The 13,694-nt window shown below is 61.6% G+C and carries 13 protein-coding genes; 8 read left to right on the plus strand and 5 right to left on the minus strand.

The annotated features are described in order from the left end of the window. Position 1: 1 nt before the first annotated feature. A complete protein-coding gene (moaA, locus tag ACMHLQ_RS20625) occupies positions 2 to 1,009 on the minus strand; it encodes a GTP 3',8-cyclase MoaA (RefSeq protein WP_415402548.1) in 1,008 nt (335 codons plus the stop codon). A gap of 250 nt (positions 1,010 to 1,259) precedes the next feature. Between moaA and ACMHLQ_RS20630 the strand changes: the two genes are divergently transcribed. After that, positions 1,260 to 1,517, plus strand: a complete 258-nt coding sequence (locus tag ACMHLQ_RS20630; protein WP_415402549.1) for a hypothetical protein — start codon at positions 1,260 to 1,262, stop codon at positions 1,515 to 1,517. Positions 1,518 to 1,526: 9 nt separating this feature from the next. Here ACMHLQ_RS20630 and ACMHLQ_RS20635 read toward each other — a convergent pair whose 3' ends face one another. Genes ACMHLQ_RS20635 through glmU form a run of 3 tightly spaced genes read right to left on the minus strand, consistent with a single transcriptional unit; the run spans position 1,527 to position 5,385 of the window. Continuing rightward, positions 1,527 to 2,210: a DNA alkylation repair protein gene (locus tag ACMHLQ_RS20635; RefSeq protein ID WP_415402550.1), complete on the minus strand. Its 684-nt coding sequence runs from the start codon at positions 2,208 to 2,210 to the stop codon at positions 1,527 to 1,529. Beyond that, positions 2,207 to 4,027: a glutamine--fructose-6-phosphate transaminase (isomerizing) gene (glmS, locus tag ACMHLQ_RS20640; RefSeq protein WP_415402551.1), complete on the minus strand. Its 1,821-nt coding sequence runs from the start codon at positions 4,025 to 4,027 to the stop codon at positions 2,207 to 2,209. The genes ACMHLQ_RS20635 and glmS overlap by 4 nt, the downstream gene beginning before the upstream one ends. 2 nt (positions 4,028 to 4,029) lie before the next feature. Continuing rightward, a complete protein-coding gene (gene glmU, locus ACMHLQ_RS20645; protein ID WP_415402552.1) occupies positions 4,030 to 5,385 on the minus strand; it encodes a bifunctional UDP-N-acetylglucosamine diphosphorylase/glucosamine-1-phosphate N-acetyltransferase GlmU in 1,356 nt (451 codons plus the stop codon). Between the two features lie 129 nt (positions 5,386 to 5,514). On the opposite strand from glmU, the gene ACMHLQ_RS20650 reads away from it, so the two are divergent. From ACMHLQ_RS20650 to ACMHLQ_RS20675, 6 genes are all read left to right on the plus strand, one after another. Further along, entirely contained in the window at positions 5,515 to 6,177 is a 663-nt protein-coding gene (locus tag ACMHLQ_RS20650) for an HAD-IIIA family hydrolase (RefSeq protein ID WP_415402553.1), read from the plus strand. An 82-nt stretch (positions 6,178 to 6,259) separates the two neighbouring features. Next, positions 6,260 to 7,459, plus strand: coding sequence for a DegT/DnrJ/EryC1/StrS family aminotransferase (locus tag ACMHLQ_RS20655; protein ID WP_415402554.1), 1,200 nt, complete (start codon positions 6,260 to 6,262; stop codon positions 7,457 to 7,459). A 133-nt stretch (positions 7,460 to 7,592) separates the two neighbouring features. Beyond that, positions 7,593 to 8,315 (plus strand): EF-hand domain-containing protein, encoded by a 723-nt coding sequence (locus ACMHLQ_RS20660; protein ID WP_415402555.1) that lies wholly within the window; start codon positions 7,593 to 7,595, stop codon positions 8,313 to 8,315. A gap of 91 nt (positions 8,316 to 8,406) precedes the next feature. After that, positions 8,407 to 9,570, plus strand: coding sequence for an isovaleryl-CoA dehydrogenase (locus ACMHLQ_RS20665; protein ID WP_415402556.1), 1,164 nt, complete (start codon positions 8,407 to 8,409; stop codon positions 9,568 to 9,570). Further along, positions 9,570 to 9,842 (plus strand): hypothetical protein, encoded by a 273-nt coding sequence (locus tag ACMHLQ_RS20670; protein WP_415402557.1) that lies wholly within the window; start codon positions 9,570 to 9,572, stop codon positions 9,840 to 9,842. The genes ACMHLQ_RS20665 and ACMHLQ_RS20670 overlap by 1 nt, the downstream gene beginning before the upstream one ends. Beyond that, complete coding sequence (locus tag ACMHLQ_RS20675) at positions 9,839 to 11,305, plus strand: AMP-binding protein (RefSeq protein ID WP_415402558.1); 1,467 nt, start codon at positions 9,839 to 9,841, stop codon at positions 11,303 to 11,305. Before ACMHLQ_RS20670 ends, ACMHLQ_RS20675 begins: the two co-directional genes overlap by 4 nt. A 14-nt stretch (positions 11,306 to 11,319) precedes the next feature. Here the strand turns inward: ACMHLQ_RS20675 and ACMHLQ_RS20680 are convergent, their stop codons facing one another. Further along, entirely contained in the window at positions 11,320 to 11,925 is a 606-nt protein-coding gene (locus ACMHLQ_RS20680) for an OmpW/AlkL family protein (RefSeq protein ID WP_415402560.1), read from the minus strand. A gap of 137 nt (positions 11,926 to 12,062) precedes the next feature. On the opposite strand from ACMHLQ_RS20680, the gene ACMHLQ_RS20685 reads away from it, so the two are divergent. After that, positions 12,063 to 13,667 (plus strand): carboxyl transferase domain-containing protein, encoded by a 1,605-nt coding sequence (locus ACMHLQ_RS20685; protein ID WP_415402561.1) that lies wholly within the window; start codon positions 12,063 to 12,065, stop codon positions 13,665 to 13,667. The last annotated feature ends 27 nt before the right edge of the window (positions 13,668 to 13,694 follow it).

Here is a 13,694-nt window from a genome sequence, read left to right on the forward strand (position 1 = left end):
CTTAACCGCCTGTATGGCTCATGTGTCTGGGCATCTGGCCGTCGAGCCGCTGGCGGGAATAGTCAAAGTCATGCCCTTTGGGTTTGAGCGTGATCGCGGCGCGAATGGCCTCTTCCAGCGGTGCGTTGGTATCCGGATGGGCGCGCAAGGGGGCGCGCAAATCCGCCATGTCCTCCTGCCCGAGGCACAGATAAATCTCGCCCGTGCAGGTCAGGCGCACCCGGTTGCAGCTTTCGCAGAAATTGTGGCTGAGCGGGGTGATGAACCCGATCTTCTGGCCCGTCTCCTCAAGCCGGATATAGCGCGCGGGCCCGCCGGTGCGTTCAGCCAGATCGGTGATGGTGTAGGATTGCGCATAGCGGGCACGCACATCCTTGAGCGACCAGTATTGCCCCAGACGATCCTCGTTGCCGATATCGCCCATCGGCATGACTTCGATCCAGGTCAGGTCCATCGCGCGGTCCGCGCACCATTTGGTGATGGTCTCCAGCTCTTCCTCGTTGAAGTCCTTGAGGGCCACGGCATTGATCTTGACCTTGAGGCCTGCATCCAGCGCGGCATCCACCCCGCGCAGCACCTGCGGCAAGCGGCCCCAGCGGGTGATGTCGGCGAACTTGGCCTCATCCAGCGTGTCGAGCGAGATGTTCACGCGGCGCACGCCAGCGGCATAGAGGTCCTTGGCAAAGCGCTCCAACTGGCTGCCATTGGTGGTCAGCGTCAATTCCTTGAGCGTGCCTGCGTCCAGATGACGGCCCATCGCGTTGAAGAATGTCATGATGTCCCGGCGTACCAGCGGTTCGCCGCCCGTGATCCGCAGTTTTTGCACGCCCAGCCCGATAAAGGTCGAACACATGCGGTCCAGTTCTTCGAGGGTCAGCAACTCTTTCTTCGGCAGAAAGGTCATGTTCTCGGACATGCAATAGACGCAGCGAAAATCGCAGCGGTCTGTGACGGACACACGCAAATAGGTGATGGCGCGCTGAAACGGGTCTATGAGTGGAGCATCCATGCTTAAATTGGTAGGTGTCCGGGCGCTTGGCTGCAAGGGGCATTGCACACCAAATTGAGCAAGCTATGGTGCGCCCATGCGATTGGCATTGATCAGTTTGATATGTTTGGCCGGCTGCGGGCTGTTGCCCGCCCAAGACCCACAGGCGCCTGTGCGGGGAGAGGGAAGTGCAGGTGCAGATGCACCAGTGCGTCCACAGCCCAGACCGGCAGATCCCGCGCCGGGCATACCTGAGACGGGTGGGCCGGAAGTGTCGATTGGCACCTTGGGGCGCACGGTGGCCTCCCTTGGCAATGCCGCTGAACCAGGGCTCTGGCTCAAGACACCACTGGTCAGTGCCGAACAGTCCGGGCAGGTCTACTACCCCGAAACAGGCAAGACCGTGGCCGTCACCCTGATCCCGATTGATGGGCCCGCCTCGGCAGGCAGCCGTCTGTCGCTGGCTGCGATGCAAGCGCTGGGTGCGCCGCTGACGGGTCTGCCTGAGGTGGATGTTCTTTCGGGCTGATGCGGGCGCTTAGCTGTTGCGCAGGTGTTTCGAGGCTTCCTTGACAGCAAAGGGTTTCATCTGCGCACCATGTGCCTCAAGGAAGGCGCGCGCGCGGTCTGCGTCATGTTTGCTGAGGTCACGGATCCACCAGGCCACGGCCTTTTGAATGAACCACTGGTGATCGCGGACATATGTCGCCGCCCAGCCCAGCACACGGTCGCGCGCTGCCAGTTCGTGGGGCTTCGGGAAATTCTGTTTGGTCCAGGGCAGCGTGATGACAAGGGCCGCGCGGCGCGTCCACATGTGATCTGACTGCGTCCATGCCTCGACCTCATCCAGACGGGCGGGGTCGGCCACCAGCCGCTTTTGACCCGCCATGCAGGCGTGATCCGCTATCGCCCAGCTGTCAAAGTCCGGCACCCACGAGGCGATCAGCCGCCACGCCCCTTCATCGGGGCGAATGCGGGCCTGCGTCAGCAGTTTGGCGGCAGCAAGGCGCGCCTCGAACACATCTGTGGCCCACAGATCGGCGGCAAGGGAAACGCGGGTATCGACATCCAGAGTTTGTCGCCACGTCTTGGTCAGATCGTTCAGGATTGGGTTGGGCACGCCCAGATGGGTCCGCTTGGACTTGTGATACGCGCGCGCACCTTCGGCACGTTCCGGGTCACCGTGTTCGGAAATCTGGGCAAGGGCGTCTTGCGCGTTCACTCCACCGTCACCGATTTCGCAAGGTTGCGGGGTTGGTCCACATCCGTGCCCTTGGCGACAGCTGTGTGATAGGCAAGCAGTTGGGCTGGGACGGCATAAAGGATCGGGGCCACGATGTCCGGGCAATCAGGCATTGCGATCTTTGACCACACGCCTTCGCCGGCTTCCGCAATTCCGGCGGCATTCGATACCAGAACCACCTTGCCTTTGCGCGCCATGACCTCTTGCATGTTCGAAACGGTCTTGTCGAACAGCGGATCGCGGGGCGCCATCACCACAACGGGCACGTTCTTGTCGATCAGCGCGATGGGGCCGTGCTTGAGCTCGCCAGATGCATAAGCTTCGGCATGTATATAGCTGATTTCTTTCAGTTTAAGCGCACCTTCGTGGGCCAGAGGATACATGATTCCACGCCCCAGGAACAGGATGTCGCGGGCCTCGGCCAGTTTGCGTGCGGTGGTCTTCATCGCATCGCTTTGTTCCAGCCCGAGGTTGATCAGGGCCGGAATGCCGCGCAGGGCCGAGATGTGATCGGCCAGATCCGCATCGCTCAACGTGCCGCGCTCTTGTGCCGCCTTCAGCACCAACATCAAGAGGACCGTCAACTGGCAGGTAAACGCCTTGGTCGACGCCACGCCGACTTCGACCCCCGCATGGATCGGCAGGGCAAGGTTGCTTTCACGTGCGATGGAGCTCTCGGGGACGTTGATGATCGACACGATCTTGTCTGCCTTGCCTTCGCAATAGCGCAGCGCGGCAAGCGTGTCGGCCGTCTCGCCCGACTGGCTGACAAACAGAGCGAGGGTGCGCGCAGGCACCGGCGGCTCGCGGTAGCGGAATTCAGAGGCAACATCGACCTCGACGGGCAAGCGGGCGATCTGCTCAAACCAATACTTGGCCGTGAGACAGGCGTAGTAGGCCGTGCCACACGCGACCATGGTCAGGCGGTCAATCTTGGTAAAATCAATGCCCGGATCGGGCAGGGAAATCTGGCCATCCGTGCCGAGGTAATTGGCCAGGGTGTTGCTGAGAACGGTGGGTTGCTCGGCGATTTCCTTGGCCATGAAGTGTTTGTGACCCGCCTTGTCGACGCGCGCGGCATCAATCTGGATCTGGCGCACTTGCCGGTTGGCCAGGGTGCCGTGCGCATCCCGGATTTCAACGCCGTCGCGGGTGACGACAGCGCGGTCGCCTTCTTCAAGATAGGTGATGCGATCGGTCAGCGGTGCCAGGGCAATGGCGTCCGAACCGACAAACATCTCACCATCCCCGTGACCAATGGCCAGCGGCGACCCTTTGCGCGCGGCCACGATCAGATCGTCCTGCCCATCGAACAGAAAGGCGAGGGCGAAGGCACCTTGCAACCGGTCCAGTGTCTGGAACGCGGCCTGTGCGGCATCCATACCCTGCGCCATGTGATGTTCGGTCAGAAGGGCGACAGTCTCGGTATCCGTTTCGGTCTGGAAATTGATCCCAGCCTCGGCGAGTTCAGCGCGCAATTCGCGAAAGTTCTCTATGATGCCGTTGTGCACAACCGCCACGCGGCCCGCCTTGTGGGGGTGTGCGTTGCCTTCGGTGGGTGCACCATGCGTGGCCCAGCGGGTGTGCCCGATGCCTGCCTTGCCGGCTAGCGGTTGGTGCACCAGCTTGTCGCTGAGGTTCGCGAGCTTGCCGACGGCGCGGCGACGATCCAGCACCCCGCCATTCACCGTCGCGATCCCGGCGCTGTCATAGCCGCGATACTCCAGCCGTTTCAGCGCCTCGACGAGGATCGGAGCGACCTCGTGATTACCCAGTACACCAACAATTCCACACATTTTTAGCTGCCTCTGCTCTGTCTGGCCTTTTTGGCCTTTAACATTTCGAACAATTTGCGGGCCATGCCCGGTTTTTCGACTTGTGGGGCACGGGCAAGGGCCAGCGCGCCGTCTTCGACGTCGGATGTGATGACAGAGCCCGAGCCTGTCATGGCCTCGTCCCCAATCGTGACGGGCGCAACCAGCATCGTGTTTGACCCGATAAAGGCCCGCGCGCCGATGTCCGTGTGATGTTTCATCACGCCATCGTAGTTGCAGGTGATCGTGCCTGCGCCGATATTTGCCGCCTCTCCGACGGTGGCATCGCCGATGTAGCTGAGGTGGTTGACCTTGGCACCGCGGGCAAGCTCTGCATTTTTGATTTCGACAAAGTTGCCGATGCGCACGTTTTCGGCCAGTTCCGCACCGGGGCGCAGTCGGGCATAGGGGCCCACGATGGCCCCGCGCGACACGTGGCATCCTTCAAGATGCGAAAAGGCGCGGATCGTTGCACCGGATTCGACTGTGACGTCGGGGCCGAACACCACGTTCGGTTCGATCAGCGCATCGCGCCCCACAACGGTGTCAAAAGACACATAGACCGTGTCTGGGGCAGCAAGGGTTACGCCGTCTTCAAGCATCGCAGACCGCGCGCGAGTCTGAAAGATGGCGTCGGCATTGGCCAGATCGGTGCGCGAATCCACGCCCAGCGTTTCGGCCTCGTCACATTTTATGGCCGTCACCGTCAGCCCGCGCTGATTTGCCAGTTCGACCACCTCTGTAAGATAGTACTCGCCGGATGCATTGTCGTTGCTGAGATCAGAAATCAGACCAAACAGCGTTTCTGCGTCACAGGCCAGCAAGCCACTGTTCGTAAAGCGGATTTGGCGTTGTTCTTCGGTTGCGTCCTTGTATTCCACGATACGCTCAAGGCGGCTTCCATCCATAACGAGGCGTCCGTACCGTGGCTGGAGTTCGGCCAGATCAAAGCCGAGAACGATGACATCATGGGTTTTGCGTGCCTCGATCATGCGTTCCAGTGTCTCGGGCTGCAAAAACGGCGTGTCGCCAAACAGCACCGCGATGTCGCCCGAAAACCCGGCAAGCGCGTCGCGGGCCTGATCCACGGCGTGACCTGTGCCAAGCTGTTCTTCCTGCATCACCACTTCGGCGCCTTCGTCATAGGCGTGGGCCGCCGCGCGTACCTGATCGGCACCGTGTCCCGCCACAATGATCGTGCGCGCCGGCGACAATGCAGCCCCGGTTTGCATGGCGTGGTGCAGCAATGGTGCACCTGCGATGGGGTGGAGGACCTTGGGGAGGTCCGAATTCATCCGTGTGCCCTTGCCCGCGGCCAGGATGATCAATGCAAGGTTCATACCAAATCTCTTTGTCTTTTTGTTCCGCCCTGTTTATCCGCTGGACGCGCACACGCAAGCGGGCGGCCCATCAAACAAAATTTCGCCTTGCAACAGGGCTCGGCGGGCTTCCGCCAAAAGGGGACAGGCATGACGGCAGTGATTTTCGATCTCGACGGCACTTTGGCGGACACCAGCGGTGATCTTTTGGCGGCGGCCAATCACTGCTTTCGCGACATGGGGTTGGGGGATGTTCTGGGCCCGGCGGACGCAGGCGTTGCCTTGCGCGGCGGGCGCATGATGCTGCGCACCGGGCTGACACGTGCCGGGCAGATGGAGGAGGCGACGATTGATCGCTACTATCCCGTCCTGCTCGACGCCTATAGCGCCGCGATCAGCGTGCACACCCAGCTTTACCCTGGCGTGATGGACGCGATTGAGACCCTCAAGGTGCAAGGTCACGCGGTTGGCATCTGTACCAACAAACCCGAAGGGCTGGCCGAACAGTTGATGCGTGATCTGGGTGTGCGACCGGCCTTTGGCAGCCTTGTCGGTGCTGACACGCTGTCCGTGCGCAAACCCGACCCTGAGCCGCTGTTCGAGGCCACGCGCCGCCTTGGCGTTGATCCAAGGGCATGTGTCCTGGTGGGCGACAGCGATACCGACCGCAACACTGCCAAGGCCGCCGGGGTCCCGTCGATCCTCGTCACATTCGGCCCTTCGGGCGAGGACATGGCCGCGCTGGACCCTGACGCCTTGCTGGATGATTTTTCGGCCCTGCCTGCGGTCGTTGCCGCGCTTTTGCCGCGCTGATCCGGTTCATCGCCGATTTCAGGAGATGAAATTGCCGCCACGTGCCTTGACGCGTGGCGGCAGCGACCCCAGAACTTGTCACATGACAGAGCGTTTTACCGGCAGTTTCACCCAACAAGAATCCATTCCAGAAGCGGGCATCGAGGCGGCCGTCGCCGTCATGCGACATGGCCGTTTGCACCGCTACAACACGGCGCCCGGCGAGGTGGCCGAGACAGCGCTGCTTGAGCAGGAGTTTGCGGCCCTTGTGGGTGCGCAATACTGCCTTGCCGTCGCCTCAGGTGGTTATGCCATGGCCACGGCGCTGCGCGCAGTCGGGGTAGGGCCGGGCGACAAGGTGTTGTCCAACGCCTTTACCCTTGCGCCTGTTCCGGGCGCGATTGCGGCGGTGGGCGGTGTGCCTGTGTTCGTTGGCGTCACCGAAAGCCTCACGATTGATCTGGACGATCTCGAGGCGAAGCTGGGCGAGGCCCGCGTGCTGCTCCTGAGCCATATGCGCGGGCACATTTGCGACATGGATCGTCTGATGGCGATGTGTGACGCGGCGGATGTGGTGGTGATCGAGGATTGCGCCCACACGATGGGCGGTGCGTGGAATGGCGTCCCATCCGGGCGGCACGGCACCTTTGGGTGCTATTCCTGCCAGACCTACAAACACGTCAATTCGGGCGAGGGCGGATTCATTGTAACCGACGATCCGCATCTGGCGGCCAAGGCGGTGATGCTGTCGGGCAGCTACATGCTCTTTGAACGCCACTTGGCCTCGCCTCCGAAAGAGGCCTTTGACGATCTGAAATACACCACGCCCAATATCTCGGGCCGAATGGACAATTTGCGCGCCGCGATCCTGCGCCCGCAGGTGGCTGACCTTGCCACGCAATGCGCCCGCTGGAACGCGCGCTACCATGCACTTGAAAACGGCTTGCGGGATACGCCCGGCCTGACGGTGATCGAGCGCCCGGCGGAAGAAAGCATCGTAGGTTCGTCCATCCAGTTCCTCCTGCTCGACTGGGCTGCGTCGGCGGTGCGCGAGGTCATCGCGCGCTGTGCCGCACGCGGGGTCGAACTCAAATGGTTCGGCGCGCCCGAGCCTGTGGCCTTTACCAGCCGCTATGACAGTTGGCGCTATGCGCCGTCCAAACCCATGGCGGCGAGCGATCGCATTCTGGCGGGAATCGTCGATATGCGTGTCCCGCTAACCTTCAGCCTCGAGGATTGCGCGCTGATCGCACGTATCATCCGCGACGAGGTCAGCCGGATCCACAACCGCATGTCGGCCTGATCACGGGCGATCCCTTGCGCAAAACGCGTGTCCGGACACGAAATTGCGTGTGTCCGGACCAGTCGGTGCTAGCATTCGCGTGACCACATGTCGCTTTTGACACGCAGCACGACATCACAAGACATCATCGACCATGCCTCAAGAAAAGAAATCCGAAACACTCGAAATTCGGGTGAGCCTGAGTGAGAAGTCCGCCTTTGCTGCCCGTGCGGCGGCGCGCGGAGAATCGATGAGTTCAGCCTTGCGTCGATTGATTGCCGAAGATGGCGTGCCTCAACGTGTCACCAAGGAGGCCCCCATGTGGACCAGATTCATCTTTGCAGGCGCGCCAGTCGCCATCACCGTATTGGCCCTTGTGTCCGTGTCATTGGCCGGTGCCGAGGCGGAAACGGATTTCAAAGGCAACTTTCGCGCCATCGACATCAACACGGATGGCATGATCGACCGCACCGAACTGATCGCCAACATGATACAGCGCATCGCCGCGGCTGAAGTACCGCCCGCCTGCGCGGGAACCCAGTGGGAGGAAAGGTGGTCGGCCACCCCTGAAAGACTGGCCGATGACCATATGGAATTCTACGACGCCAATGGCGACGGGGTGGCGACGCTCAAAGAGTACGTGGCCTCGTTTGAACGCAAACGCGCCAGCGATTTCGTTGAGGCGGATACCGACAACAGCGGCTTTGTCACCGCCGAAGAGTTGGTGGCGGCCTACCGCGCGGACGAGGTCAAGGTCAGCGCCGACTGCCGTGCGGCTATCGGTATGCAAAGCGCCGCGATGGTGCCCGAGATCATGGCGTTGCTGGATGCCGACGGCGATGGCCGGGTCAGCCTGCGTGAATTCGTCGATCACTAGGCGAACGCTCGTGTTGAACCACTAGGCTGGACAGGCCAGACCCTCCTCGCTATTAATGAACGCATGTTCAATAAAGGCGGGGAGGCCTTTGATGTTCACCCATTCCATGACCTTCGATCTGGGCGAGGATGTGAATGCGCTGCGCGACATGGTGCATCGCTGGGCGCAAGACCGGGTCAAGCCCATGGCGGCCGAGATTGATCAGTCCAACGCCTTTCCGCCCGAGTTGTGGCCCGAGATGGGCGAGTTGGGCCTGCTGGGCATCACGGTGGATGAAGAGAATGGCGGCGCGAACATGGGTTATGTCGCCCACACGGTCGCAGTCGAGGAATTGGCGCGGGCCAGCGCGTCCGTCTCGCTCAGCTATGGCGCGCATTCCAACCTGTGCGTCAACCAGATCAAGCTGAACGGCACGACGGAACAAAAGGCCAAATACCTGCCGGGGCTGGTCAGCGGCGAACATGTCGGCGCACTGGCCATGTCAGAGGCAAGCGCCGGGTCCGACGTCGTATCCATGCGCCTGAACGCGGAAAAGCGGAACGACCGCTACATCCTGAATGGAACAAAGTACTGGATCACCAACGCGCCGGACGCGGACACGCTGGTCGTTTACGCCAAGACGGACCCGGATGCTGGCCACAAGGGCATCACGGCGTTCCTGATTGAACGGTCCATGGTCGGGTTTTCGACATCGCCCCATTTCGACAAGCTGGGCATGCGCGGCTCCAACACCGGCGAGCTGATCTTTGAAGATGTCGAAGTGCCGTTTGACAACGTTCTGGGAGAGGAGGGGCGCGGCGTTGCCGTCCTCATGTCCGGTCTCGATTACGAGCGGGTCGTGCTGGCGGGCATCGGCCTGGGCATCATGGCCGCCTGCATGGACGAGGTGATGCCCTATGTGTCCGAGCGGCGCCAGTTCGGCCAGCCCATCGGGTCGTTTCAGCTGATGCAGGGCAAGATTGCGGATATGTATACGGCCATGAATTCGGCGCGGGCCTATGTGTACGAGGTGGCCAAGGCCTGTGACCGGGGCACCGTGACCCGTCAGGACGCTGCGGCCTGCTGCCTTTACGCATCCGAAGCGGCAATGAGCCAGGCGCATCAGGCCGTGCAGGCCCTTGGCGGTGCCGGGTTCCTCAACGATGCCCCCGTCGCGCGTATCTTCCGAGACGCCAAGCTGATGGAGATCGGGGCGGGCACGTCGGAAATCCGGCGCATGCTGGTGGGCCGCGAGCTGGTCACGGCGATGGGGTGATGCCACGCTCTGTCCTCATTACGACCTCTGTTCTGGTGGTTCTGGCTGCCCTTGGCGGCTTTTGGCTTGGGCAGCGGCAGGTGAGCCTTGATACGACGGACATCATCAATGCAGTGGCAGCGCGGCACGTGCAGGAACACGGCGGCGCGCCATCCGACTGCCTTGGCTGGCAGGGCGAAGGGGCCGTGGTGTTTCGCGTGAAATGCGGCGATGTGGTCTATCACGTCGACCGCCTTGGTCGTGTGACCCGTGCTGCGGAGGACGGCATATGAACATGGCCGCACAGTGCCTTGCCCATCCGCCGGATCAGGTGGCGATCATCGACCTCACCGGCGTCACGCGCCGCGACGTGTCCTATGGCGCCCTTGCCGAGATGGCCGATGGTCTGGCGCGCACACTCCTGACACGCACAGCACCGGGGGATCGCGTGGGTGTGTTGCTGTCACAATCACCATGGTGCGCGGCTGCACATCTTGCGATCTGGAAAATCGGCGCGATTTCAGTGCCTTTGTTCAAACTGTTCAAGCAGGATGCATTGGCGTCACGCGTGGGCGATGCCGGTGTGTCGCTGGTGATTACTGATGCAGAAGGCGCCGATCTGGTGGGCGATTTGTCCCCGGTTCTGCTGGCTGCAACAGCGGGCATTGACGGGGGTCCGGTGGCGTTTTCCGACGCGGGCAAGGCCACACCCGCTGTCCTGATCTACACGTCAGGGACAACGGGCACACCAAAGGGCGCGTTACACGGCCACGGCGTCCTGGACGGGCACCTGCCCGGTGTGTGCCTCAGCCATGACGATCTGGGCGCGCCGGGGGACTGCCTGTGGACACCGGCGGATTGGGCCTGGATCGGCGGATTGTTCGATGTGTTGATGCCAGGGTTGGCGCTGGGTGTACCTGTGGTCGCTGCGCGGACGGCGAAGTTTTCTGTGACAGACTGCCTAAGGATCATCGACGAAGCCTCTGTTAAAAATGTGTTTTTCCCTCCCACGGCTTTGCGGATGCTCAAATCGTCAGACGCACGGATTTCAGGCTTGCGGTCGGTCGCAAGTGGGGGCGAACCCTTGGGGGCCGAGATGCTGGCCTGGGGCCAGAAGGCGCTGGGTGTCACCATCAACGAGTTTTATGGACAGACCGAATGCAACATGATCGTGTCGAGCTGTGCCAAGCGTTTTCCTGCGCGGCCCGGTTTCATGGGGCGTCCGGTTCCCGGCTTTGATGTGGACGTGATCGACGGGGCCGGGAACAGAACCAGCGGGGAAGGTGACATTGCCGTGCAAAAAGGTGCCCCGTCCATGATGCTGGAATACTGGAACAGACCAAAAGAAACGGCGCAGAAGTTTCTGGGGGATTGGATGCTGACGGGCGACAAGGGCGTGCGCGACGGGCCAGAGATCCGCTTTGTCGGGCGCGACGACGATATCATCACGTCGTCGGGCTACCGCATTGGCCCCGCCGAAATCGAAGATTGTTTGCTGACCCACCCGGATGTCGCAACTGTGGGTGTGGTCGGCAAGCCGGACCCGCTGCGCACCGAAATCGTGAAGGCCTATGTCGTCCTCAAGGCAGGGCGCGAGATACCGGCAGAAGAGTTATGCGACTTCGTTAAGGAACGTCTTGCAACCTATTCATACCCAAGGGAAATCGAGTTTGTGGATGCCTTGCCCATGACAGTCACGGGCAAGGTGATCCGCAAGCAATTGAAAGCGCGGGCCGCACAGGAGGTTTCCCCATGACGCCCGCGCCCGCCTCAGAACTTCACCACGTAAGCAAAGTTCAGAACCACCGGGTCAATCTCGGCTTCGCCGATGGACGCGCCGTTCAGGGTCGCATCGGAGTCGATGTCGATCCAGCGGATATTGGCCCGCACCGCGCTGCGCTCGTTCACCGCAAAGTCGAGACCCGCCTGCACCGACACACCCCAGCTGTCATCCAGTTCAAGCACGCCAAGGGGCGACTCCTCCTCGAAGAAGGTGGTGTAGTTGATGCCGACGCCGAGATACGGCTTGACCTTGCCCGCAGTCGGGAAGTGGTAGTTCAGCGACAGGGTGGGCGGCAGGTGTTTGACACTGCCCGCAAAGCCACGGCCTGCAAGGTCGATGTCATGTTCAAACGGGGTCGCCGCCAACAATTCGATCCCGAGGTTGTCGCGGATGAAGTATTCGGCGGTGATGGTGAAGCTTTCGTCATCACCGATATCCGCTTCACGCCCGGCCAGGGTGCCATTGCCGGATTTGGGCATCACGCTGCCCACACCGAACCCCAGCGTCCAGTCGCCTTGCGATTGGGCAAACGCTCCGCCCGCCAAAGTGGTTGCGATAACGCACGCGGTAACAAGCGAAAAGGTCCGGGTCATGTCAGGCTCCTGTCTGAGTGTTTGTATGCCCCCATTTTCGCGCAAACGCCGGTGGACGGAGATGATCCAGATCAATCCGAACGCATGCTGTGCTGCGGCATTTTGACTGTTCCACAGAATTTGAAGGATGCCGCGCCATGCGACTGACATCATCGGCCCTGACAGGCTCCGAAACCTTTCAAAACAACCGCGCCGCCCATCTGGCCAGCCTTGCGGATGTGCAGGCTGCGGCCCAAGCTGCGGCACAGGGCGGGGGCGAGAAATCGCGTGCCCGCCATCTCAGCCGGGGCAAGATGCTGCCGCGCGAACGGGTTGCGAACCTGCTTGATCCCGGCTCTGCCTTTCTCGAGGTCGGGGCGACGGCGGCGCATGGTCTATATGGCGGCGCAGCCCCTTGCGCAGGGGTGATTGCGGGGATCGGGCAGGTGATGGGCCGGGAGGTGATGGTCATCTGTAACGATGCCACGGTAAAGGGCGGCACCTACTACCCCATGACCGTCAAAAAGCACCTGCGCGCCCAAGAGATTGCCGAACAGAACCACCTGCCATGCATCTATCTTGTCGACAGCGGCGGGGCGAACCTGCCCAACCAGGACGAGGTGTTCCCGGATCGTGATCACTTTGGCCGGATTTTTTTCAACCAGGCGCAAATGTCGGCCAAGGGCATTCCGCAGATTGCCGTGGTGATGGGGTCATGCACCGCCGGGGGCGCCTATGTGCCCGCCATGTCCGACGTCACCATCATCGTGAAAGAGCAGGGGACGATCTTTCTTGCCGGTCCGCCCTTGGTCAAGGCGGCCACAGGTGAAGTGGTCAGCGCCGAAGATCTGGGCGGGGGCGATGTTCATACCCGGTTGAGCGGCGTGGCGGACTATCTGGCCGAGGATGACGCCCACGCCCTCGCCTTGACGCGCCGCGCCGTTGAACATCTGAACCGGGCAAAACCGACAACCGTGCAGTGGCAAAGCGCAGAAGAACCCGCCTATGACCCCGACGAAATCCTGGGCGTCGTGCCTGCCGATCTGCGCACGCCTTATGACATCCATGAGGTGATCGCGCGGATCGTGGATGGCTCGCGCTTTGATGCGTTCAAGGCGCGCTTTGGCGAAACGCTGGTCTGTGGGTTTGCGCATATCAAGGGCTGCCCGGTGGGTATCATCGCCAACAACGGGGTGCTGTTTTCCGAATCCGCCCAAAAGGGCGCGCATTTTGTCGAACTGTGTTCGCAACGCCGTATCCCGCTGGTTTTCCTGCAAAATATCACCGGGTTCATGGTGGGCCAGAAATACGAGAACGAAGGCATTGCACGGCACGGGGCCAAGATGGTGACGGCGGTGGCGACCACTTCGGTGCCCAAGATCACCATGCTGGTCGGTGGATCCTTTGGCGCGGGCAATTACGGAATGGCCGGGCGTGCCTATTCCCCGCGGTTCCTTTGGAGTTGGCCGAATTCCCGCATCTCGGTCATGGGCGGTGCGCAGGCGGCGGGCGTGCTGGCCACCGTCAAACGCGACGCGATCGAGCGGGGTGGGGAGACTTGGTCAGCCGAGGAAGAGGCGGCGTTCAAACAGCCCACAATTGATATGTTCGAGGAACAGTCGCACCCGCTCTTTGCCTCGGCGCGGCTTTGGGATGACGGGATCATCGACCCGCGCAAGGCCCGCGACGTGCTCTTCCTCAGCCTCAGTGCCGCATTGAATGCCCCGATTGAGGAAACACGCTTTGGCGTGTTCCGGATGTGATGAGGGGGCAAGCAGATGTCTATGAAC

Source organism: Tateyamaria algicola (assembly GCF_047715485.1).
Taxonomy (GTDB): domain Bacteria; phylum Pseudomonadota; class Alphaproteobacteria; order Rhodobacterales; family Rhodobacteraceae; genus Tateyamaria.

Coding starts and splice junctions, on each gene's coding strand:
- ACMHLQ_RS20680 (WP_415402560.1), bottom strand. CDS start 11,925: ATGACCCGGACCTTTTCGCTTGTTACCGCGTGCGTTATCGCAACCACT.
- ACMHLQ_RS20655 (WP_415402554.1), top strand. CDS start 6,260: ATGACAGAGCGTTTTACCGGCAGTTTCACCCAACAAGAATCCATTCCA.
- ACMHLQ_RS20675 (WP_415402558.1), top strand. CDS start 9,839: ATGAACATGGCCGCACAGTGCCTTGCCCATCCGCCGGATCAGGTGGCG.
- glmS (WP_415402551.1), bottom strand. CDS start 4,027: ATGTGTGGAATTGTTGGTGTACTGGGTAATCACGAGGTCGCTCCGATC.
- ACMHLQ_RS20665 (WP_415402556.1), top strand. CDS start 8,407: ATGTTCACCCATTCCATGACCTTCGATCTGGGCGAGGATGTGAATGCG.
- moaA (WP_415402548.1), bottom strand. CDS start 1,009: ATGGATGCTCCACTCATAGACCCGTTTCAGCGCGCCATCACCTATTTG.
- glmU (WP_415402552.1), bottom strand. CDS start 5,385: ATGAACCTTGCATTGATCATCCTGGCCGCGGGCAAGGGCACACGGATG.
- ACMHLQ_RS20660 (WP_415402555.1), top strand. CDS start 7,593: ATGCCTCAAGAAAAGAAATCCGAAACACTCGAAATTCGGGTGAGCCTG.
- ACMHLQ_RS20685 (WP_415402561.1), top strand. CDS start 12,063: ATGCGACTGACATCATCGGCCCTGACAGGCTCCGAAACCTTTCAAAAC.
- ACMHLQ_RS20650 (WP_415402553.1), top strand. CDS start 5,515: ATGACGGCAGTGATTTTCGATCTCGACGGCACTTTGGCGGACACCAGC.
- ACMHLQ_RS20670 (WP_415402557.1), top strand. CDS start 9,570: ATGCCACGCTCTGTCCTCATTACGACCTCTGTTCTGGTGGTTCTGGCT.